This is a genomic window from Paenibacillus sp. MAH-35, from assembly GCF_058135425.1.
Window position 1 is genome coordinate 1 of sequence record NZ_JBYUPU010000039.1, and the last position, 24375, is coordinate 24375.

General features: G+C 54.9%; 19 protein-coding genes. All 19 read right to left on the minus strand.

Going from position 1 to position 24375, the window contains the following annotated elements; all coding sequences use genetic code 11:
* Positions 1 to 473: transposase (locus AC3Y2E_RS27670; RefSeq protein ID WP_379216225.1), on the minus strand; the 473-nt coding region annotated here is incomplete at its 3' end.
* 161 nt (positions 474 to 634) lie between these two features.
* Complete coding sequence (locus AC3Y2E_RS27675) at positions 635 to 1537, minus strand: dihydrodipicolinate synthase family protein (protein ID WP_379216227.1); 903 nt, start codon at positions 1535 to 1537, stop codon at positions 635 to 637.
* Between the two features lie 28 nt (positions 1538 to 1565).
* Positions 1566 to 2492, minus strand: coding sequence for a ribokinase (rbsK, locus tag AC3Y2E_RS27680; RefSeq protein ID WP_379216229.1), 927 nt, complete (start codon positions 2490 to 2492; stop codon positions 1566 to 1568).
* Positions 2493 to 2608: 116 nt separating this feature from the next.
* Positions 2609 to 3574, minus strand: coding sequence for a phosphoglycerate dehydrogenase (locus AC3Y2E_RS27685; RefSeq protein ID WP_379216231.1), 966 nt, complete (start codon positions 3572 to 3574; stop codon positions 2609 to 2611).
* Positions 3574 to 4404 carry a carbohydrate ABC transporter permease gene (locus AC3Y2E_RS27690; RefSeq protein WP_379216233.1) on the minus strand — a complete coding sequence of 277 codons (831 nt, stop codon included), beginning with the start codon at positions 4402 to 4404 and terminating at the stop codon, positions 3574 to 3576. The genes AC3Y2E_RS27685 and AC3Y2E_RS27690 overlap by 1 nt, the downstream gene beginning before the upstream one ends.
* A gap of 10 nt (positions 4405 to 4414) precedes the next feature.
* Positions 4415 to 5287, minus strand: coding sequence for a carbohydrate ABC transporter permease (locus AC3Y2E_RS27695; RefSeq protein ID WP_379216235.1), 873 nt, complete (start codon positions 5285 to 5287; stop codon positions 4415 to 4417).
* 85 nt (positions 5288 to 5372) lie between these two features.
* The gene (locus AC3Y2E_RS27700; RefSeq protein ID WP_379216237.1) at positions 5373 to 6689 is read right to left on the minus strand and encodes an ABC transporter substrate-binding protein; all 1317 of its coding nucleotides are present in this window, start codon (positions 6687 to 6689) and stop codon (positions 5373 to 5375) included.
* A 272-nt stretch (positions 6690 to 6961) separates the two neighbouring features.
* Entirely contained in the window at positions 6962 to 8650 is a 1689-nt protein-coding gene (locus AC3Y2E_RS27705) for a response regulator (protein WP_379216239.1), read from the minus strand.
* Between the two features lie 33 nt (positions 8651 to 8683).
* Positions 8684 to 10384 (minus strand): sensor histidine kinase, encoded by a 1701-nt coding sequence (locus AC3Y2E_RS27710; RefSeq protein ID WP_379216241.1) that lies wholly within the window; start codon positions 10382 to 10384, stop codon positions 8684 to 8686.
* Positions 10381 to 11715, minus strand: a complete 1335-nt coding sequence (locus AC3Y2E_RS27715) for an ABC transporter substrate-binding protein (protein WP_379216243.1) — start codon at positions 11713 to 11715, stop codon at positions 10381 to 10383. Before AC3Y2E_RS27715 ends, AC3Y2E_RS27710 begins: the two co-directional genes overlap by 4 nt.
* Positions 11716 to 11968: 253 nt before the next feature.
* Positions 11969 to 12514: an AraC family transcriptional regulator gene (locus AC3Y2E_RS27720; protein ID WP_379216245.1), complete on the minus strand. Its 546-nt coding sequence runs from the start codon at positions 12512 to 12514 to the stop codon at positions 11969 to 11971.
* 243 nt (positions 12515 to 12757) lie between these two features.
* On the minus strand, positions 12758 to 13852 hold the full coding sequence (locus AC3Y2E_RS27725) for a sialidase family protein (protein WP_379216248.1): 1095 nt from the start codon (positions 13850 to 13852) through the stop codon (positions 12758 to 12760).
* A 37-nt stretch (positions 13853 to 13889) separates the two neighbouring features.
* A complete protein-coding gene (locus AC3Y2E_RS27730; RefSeq protein ID WP_379216331.1) occupies positions 13890 to 15347 on the minus strand; it encodes a sialidase family protein in 1458 nt (485 codons plus the stop codon).
* A gap of 358 nt (positions 15348 to 15705) precedes the next feature.
* Positions 15706 to 16587 (minus strand): dihydrodipicolinate synthase family protein, encoded by an 882-nt coding sequence (locus AC3Y2E_RS27735; protein WP_379216250.1) that lies wholly within the window; start codon positions 16585 to 16587, stop codon positions 15706 to 15708.
* Between the two features lie 68 nt (positions 16588 to 16655).
* The gene (locus AC3Y2E_RS27740) at positions 16656 to 17981 is read right to left on the minus strand and encodes an ABC transporter substrate-binding protein (protein WP_379216252.1); all 1326 of its coding nucleotides are present in this window, start codon (positions 17979 to 17981) and stop codon (positions 16656 to 16658) included.
* A gap of 406 nt (positions 17982 to 18387) precedes the next feature.
* Complete coding sequence (locus AC3Y2E_RS27745; protein WP_379216254.1) at positions 18388 to 19986, minus strand: FAD-dependent oxidoreductase; 1599 nt, start codon at positions 19984 to 19986, stop codon at positions 18388 to 18390.
* Positions 19987 to 20948: 962 nt separating this feature from the next.
* Positions 20949 to 21713 carry an SDR family oxidoreductase gene (locus tag AC3Y2E_RS27750; RefSeq protein WP_379216256.1) on the minus strand — a complete coding sequence of 255 codons (765 nt, stop codon included), beginning with the start codon at positions 21711 to 21713 and terminating at the stop codon, positions 20949 to 20951.
* Positions 21714 to 21912: 199 nt separating this feature from the next.
* Entirely contained in the window at positions 21913 to 22926 is a 1014-nt protein-coding gene (locus AC3Y2E_RS27755; RefSeq protein WP_379216258.1) for a Gfo/Idh/MocA family protein, read from the minus strand.
* 30 nt (positions 22927 to 22956) lie between these two features.
* The gene (locus AC3Y2E_RS27760; RefSeq protein WP_379216260.1) at positions 22957 to 24309 is read right to left on the minus strand and encodes an ABC transporter substrate-binding protein; all 1353 of its coding nucleotides are present in this window, start codon (positions 24307 to 24309) and stop codon (positions 22957 to 22959) included.
* Between the last annotated feature and the right edge of the window lie 66 nt (positions 24310 to 24375).

Here is a 24375-nt window from a genome sequence, read left to right on the forward strand (position 1 = left end):
GGCGATTTCTGGTTGTAGCGCGCTTTCGTATGCGTAGCGTCAACGATGATGGAGTTGCTCTTCAGGATATTCTGATCGATGGCAAGAGCTACGGTCTTACCAATGAGCATGTCCAATAGGTTCATGTCTTTCAAACGCAGTTTACGGAATTTCGTCAGGGAGCTCGGATCGATTACCGGGTCCTCCGGTGCCATGCCGAGGAAGTATTTGAACGACAAGTCATACTTTGAGCGTTCGACAATGTCTATGTCAGATAGTTCAAAGATGGCTTTCAGTAGCAAATATTTAAACATGCGAATGGGATCAATTGCGTTACGTCCATTATCCAGACAATATTTTGCTTCGAGTTCTTTGTATATGAAGGTGAAGTCCACCAGTTCGTTGATTTGACGAAGCATATTGTCCTTCGGCACGACAATGTCATACAATGCCGCATAAGGACTCAGAACTAAGGTTTGTTGTTGCCGAATCATTCGCTCTCACCCGCTTTTCGTGATGACTCAATTATACGGCAAAAAAGGTACAGCCTCTTCAACTTTCTTGAAGGACTGTACCTTTTTATAAGAGACGGACTTTTTCAGCGGCCTCGGTAACCGGAACGGTTTTTCAAGACTATCCATCCGTCTACTTCGTCTTACGCATACCCGGTCAGCGCGTTCAACTCGTCCAGTCTGCGCTTCAGATCGCCGATCTCCGCCTCGGGCAGATCGAGCTGAGGTGCTCTCATGTAGCCAGCATCGATGCCCCGAAGTTTGAGCGCTTCTTTGAAGTAGGACATGTTGCTGCCGCTTCTGAGCGTTTCGCAGTACCGGATCGCGATCCGCTGCAGCTTTCTCGCCTGATCCAGATCGCCTGCGAGAAAAGCTTCGTATACCGCGACGAACGGTTCGGGATAGACGCACGAAACGCCGGAGATAACTCCTTCGCATCCCATCGCCAGAGCGGGCAAAAACAGGCGGTCCGCCCCTTGCATAACGGAGAATTCCCCGTCCTTGATAGTCAAATACTCGTTCGTCCGCAAAAAGTCCGGATAGCTATATTTGATACCGATTACATTCGCGCATTGTGCCGCCACCTTCTCGGCGACATCGGTTTTCAGATCGTTGGCCGCACATTGAGGAATGTTGTACAAGTACACCGGGAAGCTATCCGGCACACTCGAAGCGACCGTTACGAAATAATGCTCCAGCTCCGCGTCGTTCGCACCGAAAAACGCCGGAGTCACGACTCCGATACCGTCTGCTCCGATCTCGCTCGCATGCTTCGCCAGCTCAACCGTATCGTGCTGGGTCATCGCGCCGACATGGATAAACACCGTAACACGGCCCGCCGCCTGGCGTACGACCGTTTCGGCGACCGCTTTGCGTTCGGCTACAGTCAATCGCAGCATTTCGCCGGTTGTGCCGAGCGGATACAAGCAGTGAACTCCTTTCGAAATGAGAAACTCCGTCAATCTCTCCACGCTTTCGAAATCGATCGAACCGTCTTTACGAAACGGAGTGACCATAGCCGTCGTTACGCCGTATAAATGTTTCATTTCTCGTTCTCTCCTCTTCTGAGCCGTACTATTCGTTCGCACTTTGCCACAACGCTTCTACCTCTTGCCTCGTCGGCAGCGAGCTTTGGGCGCCATGCCTCGTCACGGTAATAGCGGCGGCAAGTTGCGCCTGCCGGATCGCCGTATCCGCGTTGCCGGATGCCAGGTAGCCGGCCACAAAACCGCCGATAAAGCTGTCTCCGGCTGCCGTCGTATCGATCGCATTCACTTTGCAGGCCGGATACGACCGGATCGTGCTGCGATCGGCGTAATAACAGCCTTTCTCCCCCATCGTAACGATAAGGGCGCCGACACCCTTCTCCGCGAACCGCCGGGCCGCTCCCCCGGCTGAATGCTCGTCGATTTGGTCGAGTTCTGCAATCGTTTGCAGCTCGTGTTCGTTCGGAATGAGGAAATCGACATGCCGCAGCAGCTCGTCGTCCATCTTACGGGCGGGCGCCGGATTCAACACGGTCGTTTTGCCGAGCGCTTTCGCCAGGCGAAGCGCATAAGCGACTGTCTCCAGCGGAACCTCCAGCTGAAGCACGACCATATCGCATTGCTCGATAATATCGGCGCGGCTGTCGATATCTTCCTTGGTCAACTCCCCGTTCGCTCCGGGGACCACGACGATATGGTTCCGCCCCGCCCGGTCGACGGTAACGAGCGCTACGCCGGTCGGCTGCCCGGACGACGTAAGCACGGCGTCCGTATCCACCCCGGACCCCTCGAGCGATTGCAGCAGTGCCGCCCCGTTGCGGTCCGCGCCGACTTTGCCGATCATCCGCACCGGGGTTTGCAGCTTTCCGATCGCCGCCGCCTGGTTGGCCCCTTTGCCGCCTGGCGCTTCGACGAGTCCGCCGCCCTGCAGCGTTTCTCCCTCCGCAGGCAGCCGCTCGACCGTTACCGCAATATCCATATTCAAACTGCCTATGACGACAGCGCTTCGTTCCATGGCTCCCTTCCTTTCCTTGCGGTCAATCCGCTGCGTTTCCATCCTGATCGAACCGCCATTCCCGCGGGGGGCCGCCGATCTCCCATCGGATGGCCGATACAGGCAATCGCTGCGCCTTAACGTACAACCGGATTGTCAGGCTGCTTGCCGGCGAATATGTCGAGCAGCGCCTGTGCCGTGACGAGCCCGACTCTGCGGTACGTTTCTTCCGTTTCGGCAGCCGTATGAGGCGTTGTAACGATATTGTCCAGCTGAAATAGCGGATTGTCCGCAGATACCGGCTCGGTCTCGTACACGTCAATTGCCGCTCCCGCAATCGTTCCCGATCTCAGCGCGCGGTACAGCGCTCCTTCATCGACCAGCGCCCCCCTCGCCGTATTGATGAAATAAGCTCCGCGTTTCATCGACGTGAACCGTGCGTCATTCATCATATGGCGCGTTTCCGGAAGGCTCGGCAAATGCATGCTGACGATGTCGCCGCGCGCCAGCGCTTTCTCGGCGCTGACGAGCTCGACGCCAAGCTCCGCGGCTTTCGCCGCATTCGGGTACTTGTCGTAAGCGATAATCTCGACGTCGAATCCGCTCAGCTTTTTGGCGACCATCTGGGCGATGTTGCCGAAGCCGAGCAGGGCGACCGTTTTGCCCGCAAGCTCCCCGCCGACGTGGCGGTCCCAATACCCCCGCCGGGCTGACTGGTGCAGTGCCGGAATGCTGCGGATCAGCGCCAGCAGCAGCCCGACAGTCAGCTCGGCGACGGCGTTCGCATTCCCTCCCGGTACATTCGTCACCTGAACGCCGTATTCGCGCGCTTTGGCCAGATCGATATTGTCCACGCCTACGCCGAACCGGGCGATCGCCTTCAGCTTCGGCGCCAGCTTGAACACCGCTTCGTCCCACGTATCCACACCGGCCACGACGCCGTCGATATCCGCAACAAGCGGAGCGAGCTCCTCGAACGTATGCGGACGTCCGACCTTGTTCTCGATCACTTCGCAGCCGCCCTCCTCGAGCAGCCGCTTCGCTTCCGCGCACAACCGCGAGTAATTCGTCGCGGTCACCAGCACTTTTTTCAGTTCGCCCATTATTTGACTCCTCCTACGGTCATGCCGCTAACCATATATTTAGAAGTGAACAGGTACATAATGACGACCGGGATCGAAGCGAGAATCGAACCGCCCATCAGCGGTCCCCAGGCGAAGACGTCCCCGACGATCATATCCGACAGACCGAGGGTCAGCGTCTTGTCCGAGCCTTTCGTCACTACGACCAGCGCATACAAATATTCGCTCCAACAAAGCGTAAACGAAAAGATAAATGTCGCCGCGATTCCGGGAGCGGCCAGCGGGAAAATGATGCTCCACATCGTGCGTGCCCGGCTGCATCCGTCGATCATTGCAGCCTCCTCGATTTCGACCGGAATCGATTTGAAATACGAGATCAGCATCCAGGTCGCATACGGAATCGTAATCGTCGGATAAATGATCATCAGTCCGTAGATCGAATTATTAACGCCGATCAGCGAGACGAGCATATACAGCGGGATGAACAATACGGCACGCGGCATCAAATAAGCATACAATATGCCCCGGGACACGATGCTTCTGCCGCGAAAGCGCAGCTTGGCGATCGCATATGCGGCCAGCATGCTGACCGCGATCGAGCCGAGCGCGACGAATACGGAGACGACCAGCGAATTTTTAACGTTCAGCAAAAACCCGTTCTCCGTCAATAGCTTCTCATACGCCGACCAAGTAAACCGCTCCGGCCAAAATGTCGGAGTCATCCGGTAAATCTCGGCATTCGATTTGAACGAAGTATTAAACATCCAGTACAGTGGAAACAAAGCAAAAACAAGCATGACGGCCAATGTAGCGTATACGACTATCCGGTTCGCGATCGATCTATGTTCCATCTGCCATCACCTACTCATTCGATGAAAGCGAACGCTTCGTGACGAAGTTGATCAGCATGATCAGCGGAGGCATCGTCATGATCGCGATTGCGATCGCTTTCCCCAAGCTCATATTCAAAAATCCAATCGTGTAGCTAAGCGTAGACAGCACCTGCGTCCCGTTCGACGGCCCGCCGCGCGTAAGCAGCCAGATGATCTCGAAATCGTTCAGCGTCCAGATCGTCGTCATCACGGCCGCCAGCACCGTCACTTCCTTCACCGAAGGCAGCGTCATGTAGAAAAACCGCTTGATCGCCCCGGCTCCGTCCAGCATCGCCGCTTCGTACATTTCTTTGGACAGCGTCTGCAGTCCGGCCAGGATGGCGATCCCCATAAACGGGATGCCGCGCCAGACGTTGACCAGAATGACCGAAAACATCGCCAGATCGGGACTGGCGAGCCAGCCGACCGGCTGCGAGATGAGATGCGCCTTGAGCAGCAAATAATTGAGCACGCCGCCCACATCGGAATAGATCCATTGCCACGTAAAAACGGAAACGATCGTCGGAATCGTCCACGGCAAAAACAGCAATACCCGGAACACGTTGCGGAATACGATTTTTTCATTCAGCACGAGCGCCATGATCATGCCGAACACCGTTTTGCCGATGACAGCCACCAGCGTAAATACCGCCGTGTTCCAGACCGCTCTCCAGAAGAGCGAATCCTGGACGAGCTCGATGTAATTGCCGAGTCCGATAAATGTGGCGTTACTGCCGACGACTTTATTCGTGAAACTGAGGTACAGCGCCCAGCCGAACGGAACGACCATGACGGCAAGCAAGTAAATCAATACGGGACTCATCAGTGCATACGCCAGCTTGTTGTCCGTGTTCGTTCTCAAGTGAAATCCCGCCTAACTGTAGGCTGCGGGCGCAGGCAAACCGTGTGAAAGCACTGCCTTGGACCGCAGCCTGAATTTGGTCTTGTTACTTCTTATAAATCTCTTCGATTTTCGTCTGCAAATCTTTGATCGCCGTCTCCGGCGTATAACTCGGCTCGAGCAGCAGCTTCTGGAACGTATCGTTCACGATGCGCAGATTGAACACTTCGCCCGCCTTCGGATTGTATTCGCCCGGATAACCGAGGAAAGAGAACCCTTTCACCGAATCGACAAACGCTTTGTTTCGCTCGTCCTGCCACACCGGCTCGCTCGTCAGCTTCGTATACACCGGACCGGTAAGCGGCGAGCCTTTTTCAATCCACGTTTTGTACCAGTCGGTCGCGAGCATATACTCGACGAACTGCTTGGCCAGCTCTTTGTTTTGCGAATCTTTGAAAATGCCGAGGTTGTTGCTGATCCCCGGAATAAACGTTCCTTTCGGCCCGGCCGGATAAGGAGCGATTCCCGTCTTCTCGTACAACTCCGGGTTGTCCTTCTTGATCGTGCTGAGCAGGCTGCCGACGTTGAACACCATTGCGGCTTGGCCGCTCAAATACGCTTTGTTGTTGCCGCTGTCGTCCCAGCCGATTGCGCTTGGAGGCGTGCTTTTGTCGGTCATGAAAATGTCGCGGATCACCTTCGTCGCCTCGATTGTTTCCGGCGAATTCGCGATTACCGTCTTGCCGTCCTTCGTATCAAGCGATCCGCCGTACGACCAGATGATGCCGCGGGTGAGGAACTCGGCGTCGGAGTTGCCTTTGCCGTAGCCCATGCCGGCGCCGTACACGCCTTTGCCCGGATCGGTCAGCGCCTTGGCCATCTTGCGGAACTCGTCCCACGTTTTCGGTGGGGCGTCGAAGCCGGCGTTTTTCAACAAATCTTTACGGTAGTACAGCACCTGCGACTCGGTCCAGAACGGGATGGCGTATTGCTTCCCTTGGAACGTGATCGCTTTTTTCATGCTTGCCTGAATCTCGCCGTTTTTGCTTTCGATCGATTTGACCAGATCGGTCGTATCCTCAAGTACGCCCTTGGCGTAAAATTGGCCGATTTCCTGATAGCCGAAAAACGAGATGTCCGGTACGGTCCTCGATTCGATTGCGGCAGACCATTTCGGGTAGAAGTCTTCATAAGCGATCAGCTCGATATTCACGTTAACGTTGTGTTCGGTGCCGAACTGCTTGGCCCGCTCTTGCACGAGCTTGTTTTGGTCCTCGAACAGCTGCTTTTTCATCCAGAACGTGAGCGTCGGCTTGGTTTTGTTGTCGGCACCCTGATTCGCCGTCTCTCCTCCCGTGCTGCAGCCCGCAGCCAGCGCCGCAAGCAGCGACACGGCCGCTCCCTTCTTGATCCATCGATTCATTCGTGATGACCTCCCGGAATAGCGGCCGCCTAAAGCGCCGCCTTTATGTTCGGGGCTTCCGTTTGCCGTTGCGGGGAACGAAAACCTCTTGTTTTCATAGTAAAGCGTTTCCCCTCCGCTTAAAATGACAACTATTTAACCGCGATGGCACAAAATTAACGAGATCGAAGCAGCCGCGACCCGGAGGGGAGCTCAAGCCGACGAGCAGTCTCCGCAACTCGGCACACGTTAAAAAAAGCAGCTTCATCCATGAAGGACGAGCTGCTTTCCGCTTAAAGATCGCCGACCGTTTCGAGCTTCTGGCGAAACTCTTGCGGTGTGACCGAATAATATTTTTTGAACACTTTGATAAAATAGTTTGGGTTCTGGTAACCGAGCCGCAGCGCAACCTCGTAGTTTTTCAGCGCCGGATCGGCAAGCAGCACGGCTGCCTTCTCCATTTTCAGGCGCAGCACGAAATCGCTCAAATTTTCTCCGGTTTCCAGCTTAAAGATTCGCGACACATGAACGGGGTGCATATACATCGAGTCGGCGATCGTCTGCAGCGACACGTCGTCCACCAGATGCTTTTCCACAAAGTGCTTGATTTTCCGCACCGCGTTCTCCCGGTCGTTGCGCGTCTCGCTCTCCATGCATTGCTGCAGCAGCTCCAGCGACTGGAACATCCAATGGTGAAACGATTCCAGCGAGCGGATCGGCGTCAAGCCGGTCACATCGGACAGCAGCGGGCCGATCATGTCGGTCAGCTGCCGGCCGTTTTTGTGCGCGAACGAGCTGAACGAGGCATAGATGGAGAAAAACGCTTCCGTCACATGCTCCCGGGAATCGGCCCATTTCAAGCTCAGCTCCTCCCAGACGCCGTTCAGCTTGTCGCGCGTCCGCTCGAAGTCGCCGGACTCCAGCAGATGGACAAGCATCGGCGGTTCGTTCAGACGCTGGAGCGCATGGACGGGCATCCGTTCCAGTTCGTCCGACACGTAGATGAGCAGGCCGCTTTGCTGACCGACTTGTCTGCGCATCGATAACAGAATTTCTTCGTACAATTGCTGTATATCGGCCGGGAACGCACCCCAGCGGCTGATCAGGACTGACACGCTGCCTTTCAAATACCGGGTCACGCCGAGCTGCAGCTGGGACGCGATCGACTGGAGCCGGCTTTCCTCGGGTTCGGTTGGCCGCTCCGCGGATTGCGTCGGCGGCACCGGCAGCTCGCTCTGCTCCGGGCTGCTGTCCCGCCGTTCCCGCAGTGTGACCAGAAATACGAGATAACCGTGTATATCCTTGCAGCTCCACAGCCGGAACTCGTCCTCGAACAGCTCTTCCGCCATATTGACGACCGCGTATTCCATCAGCGACAAGCTGTAAAAATCGAGCTCGGCCAGCCGGTCTTCCAGCCTGCACAGCAGCAGCGCGAACCGTTCGTCCGTCGCCATCTCGATTTTGAGCGATTCCAGCTTGTGCCCGAGCTTGTCCGGCGACAGCTTCGTGCCTTGCAGCAGATCGGCGAGAAGATCGCCGCGCAGCTTCGGAAGATGCTCCTGGAACGCTTTGACGACACGCTCGTACGCCCGGTTCTCATCCCGTTCCCTCCGCAGCTCCGCGACCAGCTGGCCGGCCTTGGCCAACACTTCATCGTCGCCGACCGGCTTCAGCAAGTATTCATGGGCGTCGTGCCGGATCGCCTCTTGCGCATAAGAGAATTCCGCATGGCCCGACAGCAGGATGCATTTCACCCATTTCCATTCGCGGCGGACGAGCGCCAGCAGCTCAAGCCCGTTCATGCCCGGCATGCGGATATCGGTCATCATGATATCGATCGTATTCGTCTTCAGCACTTCCAGAGCTTCACTGCCCGAATAAGCTTTAAATACGGCGGAAATGCCGATTTCCTGCCAAGGCAGCGTATCCGCCAAGCTGTCTACCACACTCGCTTCGTCATCGACGATCAACAGTTGAAACATCCGAATCCCTCCTAATCGGCCCATAAGCTCCGGTCACGGCGTATCCTGCCGCTCCTCCCATACCAGCTCCACGCGCAAGCCGCCGGATTCGGAGCGGCCAAAGATCAGCCCCGACCTTCCGCCGTATTTATGCACGAGACGCTGATGCGTGTTCCACAGGCCGAACCCGGTCTCCTCGTCTTGGGGCGACGCGACTTTACGCTGCAGCTCCGCAATCTGCTCCATCGACAGGCCGGGACCGTTATCTTCAACGACGATCCATCTCACCTCGTCTTCCTGCATGCCCGTAATCGTAATTAAGCCGAAGCGGGCGCTGTTTTCCACACCGTGTACGATCGCATTTTCCACAAGCGGCTGGACGAGCAGGCGCGGAATGTCCAGGGACAGCATCGGCTCGGGAATGTCGATCTCGTAATGAAACCGCTGTATGCGCATCGTCTGGATCGTCAAATAGTTTTCGATCAGCTTCATTTCTTCGGCCAAAGACGCCGTGGGTTTCTCGAGGCGGGTCGAATAGCGGTAATACTCGCCCAGGTTAAGCGCCATGGCGGAAACCGCATCCTTATCGCCCAAGTTTGACATGTTTTTAATATAAAACAGACAGTTGTACAAAAAGTGCGGATTGATTTGCGACTGCAGCTGCTTAAGCGTTGCTTCCTTCGAACGAAGCGTCTCCTTGTACACTTTCTCGATCAAATCCCCGATTTGTCCGGCCATCTCGTTGAAGCTGCCGAACAGAAAGTCGAATTCGTTGTTCGGCTGACGCTTCAGCCTGGCCGAATATTGGCCGTCCTTGATCCGCTGCACGCCCTGGATCAGCATCCGGATCGGCCGCTGCACGTTCCGGTACAGCAGCAGCGTAACCAGTACGCCGAGCGCCATAAGCAGGCAGATCGAAACGTAAAACAGGTTCCGGCTTGTAACGATCGGAGCGAACACGGACTGGAGCGGGACGATATCGACGAGAAACCAGCCCAGACTTTCCGAACGGACGTAATTGACGATATAGGTTCCGTCCTGCAGTTGAACGGTCATACTGCCACCCTGCGGAGATAACTCCGTCCCGTCCAGCTGCTCCGCGATCCGGTCGACAAGCGTCCGGTTGGCCGTGTAGCTGATGATCGGCTCAGTTCCGGCATGGTACAGGAACGGCTCGTGTTCCCCGCCCTGCTTGAGCAGGTTCAGCATATTCCGCAGATTGTCGTCGGTAAACCGCACCTCAACGAGCAGATTAGGGATATCGCTTTCCTTGATCCGGGAAAAAAACGTTTGCGTAATCCCGAACGTAACCGCGCTCCGGTGCGACCATAGTTTCCATTGCGGGTTACGGATATAGGCCTCGTCGTATTGGACCGAATAATCGGTCGATAAAATCTCCTTAGTGTCGAGCACATACAAAATAATCTGGTTGTTCCAGGCGCTTGTCGCAATCTGCATATTGAGCATCTCGACGATCCGGTTGCGCCGCTGCATCTGCACGACCCGCGAATCTTCGCTTCTGCCCTCCAAATATTCCTTGATACTGTAATCGCGGCTCGCTGTTACCGAATATTTCGTCAACTGATCGATCATCATTTCCATCTGGCTCATAAAAAAGGCGAGCCGGTTTTTGTTGCCGGCTTCGATCGTGTCGCGTACGACGCTCACACTGACCTGATTGGAGTATCCGTACAGCAGCATGATCGGAATGAGCAGCGAGACGAGCAGCAAAATAATTTTGCCGAACGTATTCATGGGCTTCGCTCCTTGTCGATGAGCGCTTGAAAATCGCGGTTCGCCTTGTCGGCTGCGGCCTGGATATCTTCGTCCAGCAGTCCTTGAATGACGATATCGCCGATCAGATCACGAGCCGCCCCTACATCGACGACCTTCGGGCGGTCATGACCGACACCGATGCGCATCGATTCCGTTACGACGGCAATGTACGATTCCGGAAAACCCGACATGCCATGCGGATCGCTCCAGACGGACTGACGCGCGCCCGGATTTCCCAATTGCTGCGACTTCATCACAATGTCCTTGCTGGTCGCCCAGCGGATAAATTGCCAGGCAGCCTCCTTCCGGTCCGATGCCGCGTTCATTCCCAGGCCCCAGGCGGTAATGCTGTACGGCCTTGCGCCTGCCTGACCGGCCGGGAATGTGGCGAAGCCGACCTTGCCCTTGATGGACGACTGCTCGGAGCCGATCGCGATCGAATAGATGGCGCTCGCGTCGGTGTAAAACGCCGCTTTTCCCTGCGAGAACAGACCTGCCGCTTGCTGCCAGCCCATGTTGAAAACGCCGGAAGGACCGTACCGCTTGAGCATCGTAACGTAACGGCCGATCCCTCTGACCGCTTCGGGGGTATTAATCGCTGCCATGCCGTTTTGCTGAAAATCGCCTCCCTCCGAATAAAGGAAGGAAGACAATTGGGTTACAAGCGCATTCCGCTGTCCGCGGGCTACGAAGCCGTATACGCCTCCTGCCGGATCGTGCAGCGCCCTGGCGGCCGCCTCCAGCTCATCGAGTGTGCGCGGAACGGACAATCCGGCTTCCTCAAGCAAATCTTTGCGGTAGTACAAAATCTGCTGTTCCGTCGACAACGGCATAGCCGCAATCGAACCGTCCAAGGTGACGGATTCGACGGCAATCTGCGAAAAATCAGCGAAGTCATACTCCGCGTCACCGTCTATAAACCGGTCTAACGGCTCCAGCGAGCCGCTTACGCCGAACAATCTCAGCTCCTCCAGCGGCCGAAGCATGAATACGTCCGGGTTGATGCTGCCCGCCGCGAATTGGACGGACAGCTTCTGGCTGAGCTGTTCATTCGAGAAACTCGTCAAATCGACCTTCAATCCGGTTTTTGCTTCGAATTCGGGCAGCAATACCCGAATCGCATCGGCCGCCGGACTGTTGCCCATATATACCGTAATGCTTCTACCAAGAAGCGATTCTCCCAAGCCGTCTGAGCCGGGGAATCCCGGCTGCCCGCCGTCGCCGCGGCAGCCGGCCGTCCATGCCGCAAGCAGCGACAAGATCGCGATCGTTAAATAAACCCGGAAGCTGCGTTTGCGAATACGTATCATAAGAAGCGGTCTCCCATTGTATATTCCGGATAATCTATTATAAGAATAGCTTGTCCCGGTTTGAAAATGGTATTTATTTAACAACTGCTATCTATTTTTAACGGATTTGCCCTCGCTTCCCGTTTTTGGAAATAAGGAAGGCCACTCCTTTAGCGAAGCGGCCCTTTCCCGATATGTAATTTGCTGTAGAAGCGAGTGGCTGCGCGGTGCACCGAAGCTGCAGTTGAAAGCATGTTAACGGCTAGCTGGCAGTCTACTTTCCCAAATACATCCCATAATCTAAAATCACATTCCCCTGATCGTCCGGAGTCGTAAACCGCGGATGGTTGTATCGCTCAAAAAACCACCACCAGTTCTCTTCCGGGCCCTTAAAATCATCGCGGAAATGCCCCATTTGGTTTTCCTGCAGTTTGGCCATGCACCGGTTATGAGGCTCCTGCCCGTATAGTTCGCCGTTATTCGAGTTTCCGTAAATCCAGCAAATCCCTGCATCCCCTTCCGGGATATCGATGGAATCGAAATGCTCGGGGACAGCCGTTTGTTCCGGGAAAAAGACGCCGATCCAGTATTGAAAGCTGTTAGCTTTGTCCGAACAGCCCATCAAGCCTAAATATCCGTTCTCGATCCCCTGTAGGACACCAAGCTGTTCCAGCTGTTGGAACCAGCCCTTCTGAAACCATTCCCTCCATTTGTGGCCATAACCGCCGTCAGGTCCCCGATCCGCATCCGTGTAACATTTGCCTATGAATCGCAGTGAGGGTAAATGTTCTTTGCAAACTTTAATAATCTCGGCTCCCAATGTGTAGCCTCCCCTAATCAGCTATCGTTCCAGTTCTATTGTAGCATGTTTATGCACGTAATTTCATAAACCGCAGGAAGCGGTACTGGATCAATAGCTGTATACAAAAAAATAATCCGCGATGTACGCGGACCCCTAGTGGTGCATCTTCTGTTTGGTATCGGCAACTCTTCCTAATAGAGTCATCCTCCGCGTTTACCCGGTTGATTGAACGTCATCTTTATCTTCAGTTTATCCGATTTCTTAGGAAGAAACGATGTCCGTCAGCCGGATTTTCCGCACCTTCAGCCGGGCGAGACGCGAGCGGTCCTCCGGTTCACCGGCGCAATAAGCGAGCAGGACGGAGTCGCTCGTGAAATGGATCGCCGTGTAGCAGTAGCCCCCGCGGTCCTCTTCCAGTTCGGCGGCGAAAAAGTCCGTCCATGTTTGCCCCTCGTCTTTGCTGACCGCTCCCACCAGCGGCGTACGTCCTCCCGAAATTCTGGTATATTCCCTCGTCTGATAATGAGGGATCGGATTCCAGACGGCGAGCAGCGCGTCTTGATCCGGTATCCGCTTCATCGATAGCGGCGAGCAAGGCGAAGAGAACGGGGTGGGCTCAGGCGAACTCCATGTCTCGCCGCCGTCTCGGGAATACATCCCGTACTGGCAGCCGACGTCCGTTCGGGCCCATGCGAACAAGCTGCCGTCACTAAGTTCAACGACACCGGGCTCCTGAAGACCGCTAATCGTACGTGAATACGGCAGCACGCAGTAATTTTTGGCTTCTCTCCATGAAAATCCGTCGTCATCGGACAAATAAAAGTGCGCCACACCTCTGACATCGAGCGATTTCCAGTCCGCCCGGCTATCGCCACGCACCTTGTGATAAGCGGCGGGAATGACCAGTCTGCCGCTGGCCAGCCGAATGACCCGATCATTATTCGTCACATAATAACCCGGCCCGGGGATACAACATATCGCTTCCCCCCATGTCTTTCCTTCGTCGGCAGAACGCCGGAGATGAAGCCTCATATCGTGCAAACCGTACCGGATTAAATAAAACAGGCCGACATCCCCGTTCTGCATACGCATAAGCGACACGCTCATCAAATTCATCGCATCGTGCTCTTCCGGACTTACGACTCGCTCATCCCCGGACCAGCTCTCCCCTTCATCCTCGGAATACCGTGCGGCTAGACAAGCAAGTCCCGCATCCCCGCTCGATTCTCCGATGAACCTGCTGTAAATGAATAACAGCCTGCCGTCCTGCAATTCGAGAAACGCCCCTTCGCTGTTGCGCGGATTCCCTTCTCCCGGACGCAAATCCAATACGACGCCGCCTTTTTTTTGCAGCATGGTTCGACACCTCTTTCAATGGATTTTCTGTCCCGGCTCATACGCCCGTAGCCGCCCATACGGAATCCGCCATAAACCCGTTCGTGTCCGGCAGCGCTCCCACCGCACCGGACTTGAGCCGCAAATAACAAATCGGCGTTCCATCGCAGCCACGATTCTTTTGCTGCAAGACGGCAAGCGTCCGTCCACCGTCGAGGGCGACCTGACAGCGCCCTTCGTCTCTATCCCAAGCGAAGGCCAGATCCAGCCATTGGTCGAGCTCCAATCGGCTGCCGCCGTCGATTTGTCCTTCAGGGCCGATGGTTAGCTGGAAAACCGCGTTTTTTTCACCATCCAGGTACCAGGGATCGTAGAAGGCATCATTCAACGAGATCCATGCTCCCTGAAAGCCGGAATTGAACTTCACCCGCAGGTGAAGCTTACCCCGGACACCGTTTCCGCCCGGGAAGTTCCAAGTGGCTCCGTCCGCCGGTTTTTCCGGGTCGGCTTTTCGGATATGCAGCGATTGGGCCCCGGCCCTGTCGGGGTGGTCAACCAAACAAGCTCCTTCGGTTCTCGGCGGCTTCTTGCCAAGACCCTGTGTCTCGCCGTCCAGACCGTGCACGGTGTAAGTCGACCAATCGAGTAACCCGCTTGTAAAAGAATCCGAACGTTTCGTCTCGCACAGCCAGTCGGGAGCAAAGCGAAGCATCGCCCTGGAAATGCCTTGACCGGTCGTCAGGAAGATCGTTCCGTCTGCCAATTCGACAGCACTCGGATAAGCGACCCCGACATCTCCTTTAATCGGCGTTTCATTTCTTCTAGGGTCCAGCAGCAGCTCGCGATATCCACTCCACGTCGTCCCGCCGTCGTCCGAAATCGCTCCGTGCAGGGCGTCCCGCCCGCTGTAGATGCCGATCGCGCCTCCTCCGGCCGCCTCCATTAAAGGAAGCTGGGGCTGGTTGCACCAGAAGGCGACAAGCCGGCTGTCCGACAGCCTGATCACATAGGCAGGTGAACTGGAGCCGCGGAGCGGAGAAGGGGCTGCTGCAGACCACGTGCTGCCGCAATCGGTGGACAACGCTTCATAGATCGATCCCGTTTGAGTTCTCATGTAAATGCTGAGCAACCCGGGTGCACGTTCGACGATGCTTCCTTCGATCGCCCCGTAATTGGCTCCGTTGAAATCGTCCCGCACCGGGGCATACAGCGGCTTGCCGTCCGCATAATCCGCTTCCGTCCATGTCAAGCCATTATCGTCGGAGTAGTACACATGGCTGTCCAGCACGCCTTCGCCCGGTACGGCCGGGACCCTCCATTCGCCGAAAGTGGCAACCAGCCGCCAGCCCCCGGATGTTTGGATCGTCGTCAGCCCTTTTGCAGCCCCGCACCAAATGCCGGAACGGATCGGGACGGCTTCCGACCAGCCGGTGCGCCCTTTCACGGATTTGATATGGTACACATCCATAAACCGGGTGACGCCTATCGCTCCCGTCCCGTAGTATACCTGAAACATCACATGGATTTCCCCGTCTTCATCGATCAGAGAAGCCGTAGAATACCAAGTCTGGGTGTCGATCGACGGCCGCCCTTATCCGGGTAAACGACCGGAGGAGTAGAAAATTCCCGCTTCGGCTCCTCCCATGTTCTCCCTCCGTCCCGTGATGTACGGGAAACGATATGGGAAGGCTTGGAGGATTTGTCGGTATAAAAGAATCGAATCGCTCCACCCGGCAAACATACAGCGCTGCCTTCCGGGCCGAACGCATCCCCTAAATATTCCGGTCCCCCTATATAATTGTACATACCGTCGCTCCCTCCGCCGTTTCTCGACGATTCATGCAATGCAAGAGCCGGGACTGTATCCGGAACTGTTAGATCAGCGCTAGCCGCTGCATGCATTCACGCACCTTTTCCTGCTGCTCCGGGCCGATGGGCTGCATGTAATCGGGATGAAACGTCCCTTCGTATCCGAGCAAATTCATCGCATGTGTAAAGGCCGGGAAAACGCCGACTTCGACAAACGTATCCCGCAGCAGCAAAATCCCGTCCAGACACCGAGCCGCCGCTTCGTTGTCCCCGGCCTCGAGCGCCTTATACATGCCAGTGGTTAAAGAGGCGGTACAGCTGAACATGCCGTCCAAATTGTCTCGGATTCCGTAAGCGTACGCCGCATCGAACACATCGAGGCCGCTGAACATGATGCGAAAATCGGGATTGACAGTCGGCTGCAGTCTCGACAGCACTCTCGCTGTCGTCAGATCGCCGGTTTTGATGCCGCCGATGTTCGGCACCTTCATCAGCTTTTCCGCCGTTTGAGCCGAAATTTTGCTCTGCGTCACAACCGCCAAATCATACAAATAAACCGGGTATGGCGAATAAGCGGCCAGCGACGTGAAAAAGTTGACGATATCAGCTTGTGTTAGCGGGTAATAATACGGCGTCGTGGCGACAACTCCATCGATCGCAAGCCCGTCGAGCCGATCCATCCGTTCTTGGACCCGCCCGATCGAATTATCCATTACGCCGATAAGCACCGGGCAGGCTCCGCTCGCCTCTTCGACGGCGATTCTGGCGATTTCGGCCGTTTCACCGCCGCGGATATAGGGCTGCTGCCCCATCGATCCCATAACGAGCAACCCGGCCGCACCTGCTTCAATTTGATCCGCGACGTGTCGACGCAAGCTTCCTTCGATCAATCGTCCATTCTCGTCCAGAGGCGTACCCAATGCCGGAAAAAAGCCTTGTTTTCCCATGTATGTTCTCTCCCTATTCGGCTCCAGGCCGTTTGATATCTATGTGCGCCGGTTTATCACCGGACCGCTCACTTTCCTTGCTCGGTCGCGATACGCTTATCTGCACGCTCTCCCGCTTCTCTTAATACGGTGTTCACATCTTGGCCGGCCAAATGATCCTTGAGCGCAGTCGTCATCTCCGAATTGCCGATTGTCAAATATGGGGTGATCGTTAACGGAGCATACGTGCGAGGGATTAGCGCTTTCACGTTTTTCCCCTGAAAACCGGGCAAATCGGCGCCGAATGTCCGCATCAGCTTATTCGGGTCTTTCGCCACCGGCAAGATGGCCGTCGTCTTACCTAACCACTCCTGGAATTCGTCCGAGGCGATAAAGGCGAGCACTTGGAACGCGGCATCCCGCGATTTGCTTTTACTCGTAATATAGAAGTACTCGGGCGCAGCCTGAAAGCCGACCCCCGGTTTCTGCGGCAGCTCCGGCAACGATACGGCGTCCCAGTTCGGCACCTGCTCCGCCGTCGGCTTGATCTGGCCGCTCGTACCCATGAACATCGCCACCGTTTTGTCTTTCTGGAACGCGAGCGGAACGCTCGTAGCCGGCGGTTCGTTGCCGGGTATTTTGTAAAACCGGGCCATGTTGTCAAAAGCTTTGACGAAGCTGTCCTCCAAAAATTTCGACTTGTGCGTCTTCGGGTCGAAATACGGCGCCGACAGCTGATTCGTGCCCATTGCGTTTTCGAACTGGATCGCAAAGCCTTTATACGACGTTCCGGAATCCGTGCGGGTCAGCTTTCTCGCCAGTTCGTAGATTTCGTCCCAGCTCATGCCGTCCTTCGGATAGGACACCCCGAATTTGTCGAACAAGTCTTTGTTGTACAAAAAAACGAAGCTTCCGCTCGTCCATGGCAGGCCGTAGATCCCCCCGTTCGCGAGCTGACGCTGTATGTCGACCAAGGAGGGCTCGATGCGGGTCAGATCGTAATTGTACGTTTTGATCAAATCGCTGATATCGCTTTCAAGTCTCAGATTGGTCAAATAAAGCGACGTCGTACCGAGAGAGGAAATCATAATATCGATCGGCGCGCCGGAGGCAAGATACGAAGCATAATAATTTGTCCCCTCGGCGAGAGTCCGCGGTACGTACTTCAGCGTGTAGTTCGGAAACTTCTTCTTGATCTGCTCGCCGAAACGCTGCATGAACAGCTCATCCTTTTCGCCGCTGCCCGGATAAGCGATATACAGGTCGGTCGGCGTATCGACGACTTTCTGGACCGACATCCCAGGCTCCGGGGTTTTGCCTGTATCTCCCGGAGCGATATCCGTCTCCGGCTTACTTCCGCAAGCGGTCGCGACAACGCAGATTCCGACTGTTAGCCATATTTTTTTCGCGAGCATCCACACCATCTCCTTGTCTGCTTAGGTACAACGTCAATCTGACCATTCGTGTTTCCTTTGACCGCCTTCGACTTGAACTCTTGTTTCAAAGTATCACAAAAAATGAAGTAACATCTCCCCCTTTATATATATTATGGTCTGACCATAATCGGAATAAGGACCAAAACCAATCAAAAAAACATTAATTGTAAAATGGTCGTACCATAATATCCTTATTTGCATTTAGCATACAAGGTCTATCCCGGATCGTCAACAAGTTTTTATCTCTTAAGTTTCTAACTCTTCAGTTGCCTGGCCTACCCCATTCAGACCGGTTCCTTTATACGGGCCTGCTACGATTCTGCATAAAACAACAAAATCAATCCCATCCCGGTCAGAAAGGCCGGATGGGATTGATTTCGTTACTCTACATAGCCCGGATGTCCGGCCAACTCAGTTCAACTCCCGCTTTCGTCAACAGTTGCTGGAAATCTTTAAGTGCGTCGGGATGATTTCGAACTGCGCCGGGCTGTAATTGCTTGTCGATGCAATAACTGGCCAAATATCCGGCAGCTTCCCCAATGTTCCATTCGACGGGATGCAACCGGTAGCAGCCGTTCGTAATATGCGTGACGCCGAGATTTTTGCAGGCGGGAAGTAAGTTTTGCATGCGAACCGGAATCAGCGCCCCCAGCGGGATCTGAAACGGCAAGCATGAAATATCGATATAATGTCTGTTTCCCGTGCTCGGATGGAGGTCGATGCGGTAACAACCGATCCCTACGGAATCATGGAAGAGTTCCGCGCGTCCGTCTTTTCGAGCGTCCGGGCTGATGTGCTGCTCCAGTACCGTAAATTCAGCCTTGATACGCCTCGATTCCCGAATATACGGATACATCGCAAGCCCATCTTCCGTACCGACCACATCTTTGCGCAGTCTCAACCCGGGGTAACCGATCTTGCCGTCGGGGCGCGGAGCTTCCGTCTGCATCCAGTACAGGAGAGACAAACTTAGCTGTTTGGCGCCTTCCAGGTGTTTGTTGCGCTCCTCTTCCGGCACGTCGATAATCGGGCCAAGCCAGTAGTCGTTTTGCTGCCAGTTTACGATCGTGATATCGCTGGAATAAGCTCCTTCCATAAAATTCGACTTATCGAGTATGCGCCGGTAACGCCATAAATCCGCTGTATGGCTAAATATGCCGAACTCGCGCGGTTGAAGCGTCCGGGGGAGAACGCCGGTCCAGCTAAGCAATTTACCGGGCCAAAAATCGGCTTTGTAATCGCGCCAGAACAAATAATCTCTAGGCCGCTGGATCGTATGGTCTTCCCCCTCAATGTGATCCATAGCGAAGCAATATGTAAACGCCTGCATATCCATCGGCAGCGGATCGCCGTCCACGGCATGCGGCTCTCCGGTCTGGCTGATGGATTCCGCTCCCGTTACATACTCCGTTCCGGTCATCGGCAGCAAATCCCCGCATTCGGTCGCGTCCAGGAAAAACGCGGCGACAATCGTCTCCTCCCGTCCAGTCTCCGTATGGCGTACCGTAACCGCTTGAACTGAATCCCCTTTGGCTTCCGCCCGGGTCGGAACACGTCGCATGAGCAGTTTTAACTTCCCGCTGTGCACATAGGGGGCCAGCATCTCCTGAAGCACGGCTAGCGCTGCGCGAGGTTCGTGGCACAGCCTGCTCACCGATCCGTTGCCCGGATTCAGGTTCGGTTTGCGGATCGCCTCGATCGTCAAAGGGAAATTTCGCCGATAATAGCTGCGAATCCCTTCACGCAAATTTCTGTAGCTGCGTGTACAGCCGAACTGCTCGATCCACCTGTGCTCGTCCGGCGGGACTGCCTGGCTTGTCAATTGCCCTCCGAGCCAATCCGTCTCTTCCGTCATCACTACCGTTTTACCGGCTGTTGCAGCAGCCAGCGCAGCGGCGCAACCGCCGAGACCGCCTCCGATGACCGCAACATCCGCGTGAATCTCCAGACCCGGACGGTTTGCCGCGCAGCGTCGCTCTTCCACTTCGTTTCCCCCATTTCTCCTATTGAACCTGTGATACTGCGCTCCGTACCGTGATCCTGCCTTCGAACAATTCGTCTCAACTGATACGTTGTAAGGAACTGTTGTAAGAAACTTGTGCTTCCAAACCCAATTATAGGGATAACCGCATGGGCCGTCTTTTCAAATATTGATCGAATTTCCATCAATTATTGATCTGCGAGATCGCACTTGTTAAGCGGATAGCTAGATGAGTACGTCCGTCATACCCGTCCCGAGTTAATCGAGTCTCGAATAAATCTTCCTGGAATAAGACAAAAGCAGCCACTCCCTGAAGTCGACTGCCTTCTCCACCCGTATCGCTTCGCCCAAACGTCTAAACGCGCGGTTTCTATCCAGCATAAGAGTCTTTTGCACATTCTATTTTCAGCCTTTCCCCCAAACGAAGACGAATAGAGACGGTTTGCACCCCTTATTTCAGCCCACTCGCCGCGTCTGCACCCTTTTCGCCGATTTAGCAGTCTCAAATCGCTCGTATGTTCTCCATCCATACGGGTTCGTACAAAATAAAGGTTGCGAACGAGACTGTCGATTCATTGTGTAGAAGTGATAGCAGGCCGTTCCAAGTGAAAAGTTACCTTCTTCTGCTCAAACAGGTTGTCCGGAATCCCTTGATTTCATAAGGATTGTAAGGTAGGGGATTCCAGACAAAACTCGCCAGAAGGTAATCTTTTCCCTTTTCACTTGGTTGTCCACAATGAATCGACAGCCTCCCAAACCGCTCTTATTCAGTCCCATCCCCCGTTTGAAGTGAAAGGGCAGAGAAGGCTTAACGGCCTGTCACCCATCTGACGCCCCCACGATAAGCAACTTCCGCCTCTTGCTGGCATGACAAGGATGTGCTGCCCCCTTGTCCACTTTGGGTAAGAAACTTTAATATGCTTATAAAAAAAAGCCGCAGTAGCCGCGGCTTTTTCGCTCTTGACTTATAGATGTGACCCTCCGCTCGCATCGAGCAATTGACCGGTTACCCAGCGGCTGTCCGGCGAGGCGAGAAAAGCGGCGATATCGGCCACGTCCTCGGGTTCTCCCCATCTGTTGAAGGCGGAAAGACCGGCCGCGTACGCTTGGCCTTGCGGATCTTGCAGCGTAGCCGCATTCATCTCGGTATTGATAATGCCGGGCTGGATCGCGTTCACCGTGATATGGCGGCCTGCCAGCTGCTTGGCCAACAGACGCGTAAACGTGTCGATCGCCCCTTTCGACATGCTATAAGCGAACACCGTCGGAGAGGCGGCCCGCGTCACAAATGAGGAGAGATTGATAATCCGCCCTCCGTCGTTCATCCGCGGCAGCGCTTGCTGGGTTACGAACAACGGCGCTTTGACATTAATCCGCATCACTTCGTCAAACGATTGCTCCGTCGTTTCTTCCAGACCCCTAATCTGACCGATACCGGCATTATTGACCAGAATATCGAATCCGCTGCCGCCCGTACGTTCCCGTACGATTTCATCCAGTGCCGCCATTAAATCACTGATGCCGTCAAGCGTACTCAGATCGGCGCCGATCGCATGCGCCCGGCCTCCCTCTAGCCCGATCTGCCGGACGACCGCCTCCGCCTCATCCCGTCTCCGCCCGTAGTGCACGAGGACATGGGCTCCCTCCTGCGCCAGCCGCAAAGCAATACTGCGGCCGATTCCCCGGCTGGCTCCGGTTACTAAAGCAATTTTCCCTTCGAGTCTGTTCAAACGCTTCATCTCCTTTGTCGAATTCATACTAGTTGTAACATAGGAGGGCGTTTGCAATGTTGCTCTTTCATTCGCTCCGGGTCCGGGTCTTCCACCAGGAATCCCCCACCACGGATCAGATATGGAATGGTCGAAGTTCCAGCCCGTATCCCACATTGGGAACACGGGCCTTCCCGAACTTCTTGCCAATCTCATCCGCTCACGGTGCTTCGTATCGATTCAAGTACGTAACTGTACGATCGGCCCACATCGTCGCCTCCGACGCCTTGACGATATCGTCCTGAGTCAGGATGCTCTCCCCTCCGCCGATCCGCCGCAAGAAATCTTCCGTAATCGTGCATGGCGGCTGCAGCGCGGGAAGCGATTCGACGGACTCGCCGTTCGTCGAGCGGATAACCACCGGATCAGCCCCGACCAAAGGATCGCCCTGCAGCCGAAGCTCCACGAAGCTTTCCGTCCCGGTCACGAATATCCGGCCGTCTCCCCACGTCCAGCTCCCGACAGGTGAGTGCCAATCGGCGTATAGCTGAGCAACGATGTTATCCTGCATCAACACCTGCACACTGGCCGAATTGTAAAAGGTCGGACGTTCGGGCATTATCGTTTTTCCGATGTATCCGCTCACCGTTTCAATCTCCTTGCCGGTTAACCATCGCAAAAGGTCGAAATCATGCACGAGCAGATCGATCAATATCCCGCCTGACTGTTTTTTCGAAAAAAACCATTCCGGACGGGCGGCGGCATCGAGACGGTGCGGTTTGCGCATTCCAACCGTTACGATGTCGCCTAAAGCGCCTCGTTCGATCTGTTTCTTCAAGGTGTGAATCGCCGGATGAAACCGCTCGGTCAGCAGCATGCCGATTTCGATGTTCCCTCTTCCGGCAACCGCCTTTAACCGCTGCAGCCCGTCCATACTGACAACTGCGGGCTTATCGACCATGACATGTTTGCCCCGGCTTTCGCAGTATTCGATCACGTCGATCTTCTCGTCGTTAATCGCCGCGCAACCGACGACGGCAACGGAGTCGCCGAGCAGCTCTTCCTTGGAACGCGCCAGCGGAATGCCGAATTTGTCGGACAAAGCGCGGGAAAGACCGTTTTGCTCTTCCTCATAGATACCAGCGCAGCTGTAACCCAGCTCCAGCATTTCGCTAATAAATATCCCGATATGCGCATGCTGACAGCCAATAACGGAAAACTGGCGCTTATTCATGCCGGAGAATCCCCTTTCCCGTTTGCACTCTTAATTGTTTTTTTCGAAAATTTTGTCGGCTTCCTTGCGGAATTCGGCGACGACATCGTCGATCGAAGCTTTGCCGAACTGCAGCTTCTGCACGGTCTGTTCGAACAGCTTCGTTACCTCGCCCGTGCCTTTCGGCCCTCCGTCGTACATGCCGGGTTTGTTACCCGTCACATGCTCCAGCATGTTCATCATTTTTTTGTCGCGGTCGTTAAATCGCGGGGTCAAATATTCCAATATCTTTTTGTTTTCCGGCAGACCTCTTTCGATCTCGAGCACATCGGCCGCCTCTTTGGAGTTGAGGAAAAAGTCCAAAAACATCGCCGCTTCCTTCGGGTGTTTCGATTTGGCCGACATGGACAAGAACATCGCCGGCAGCAGCACGCTTCCCGTATGCTTGTCCTTCGGATAGGAGACCATATCGATCTTGTCCTTCATGACGTTTTCGTACGCGGGGAACGTCGCCGTAAATTGGGGGCCGATAATCGGGACGATCCCTTTCATCAGCGCGTCCTTGTTCGGGTCGAAGTTGCCCAGCGGCAAAAACGAAGCGGTCATCGCGGCCGTCGGCACGATTCCTTCCTTCCGGGCGTCGTCCCACATTTTCAGCCAGTTTCGGAATGTCTGATCGGAGTAGCCGAGCCTGTTTCCTTTGTACATCGTATCTCCGACGGAGAAAGCGTAATACATAAATGCCTCCAGCGAGGCCGACATATCGAACGCACCGTACACTTTATCGCCAAGCTTGGACTTGACCTCACGTGCTTTGGCGAAAAATTCCTCCCACGTCATATCCAGCTTCGGCGGCTCAACTCCGGCCTGCTGATACATTTCTTTGTTGTAGATAAGTACGGACGCGTTGTCGGACACCGGCAAGCCGGTAAATTTGCCGCCGACGGTTCCCTGATTCGCGATCACTTCCTTGTTCAGGTCGGCGACCTGAATCTCCTTGTTCGCATACGGAGTAAGATCGGCTAGCACGCCGCGGTCGGTATACTCCTTAATATACAGCACGCTCATCTGCATCAGATCCGGCGCATTGTTCCCTGCGACTTGCGTAGACAGCTTCTCCCAGTAGCCGTCGAAGCTCGTATACTCCGGCTTGATTTTAATGTTAGGATGAAGCTGCTGAAATTTCTCGATTGCTTTCAGCGTTCTGTCATGTCTGCCCTGACTTCCCCACCAGGCAAACCTCAGCTCCACATTTTGAAGCGCTTCCGTTTTGTTTGTGCCGGCATCCGGCTGATCGCCGCTCTTTTTTTCCGTAGGAACGCAGCCTGCGAGCGTGCCCCCTAACAGCGTCATCGCCAACAATGAACCGAGTACCCGTCTTTCCGGTCTGTTCCGCCACTTCATTGTGTATGCACCCCTCGATAGTTTTCTTTTGTACAACTCCATTATAAAATGTTGAATTTCTATTAA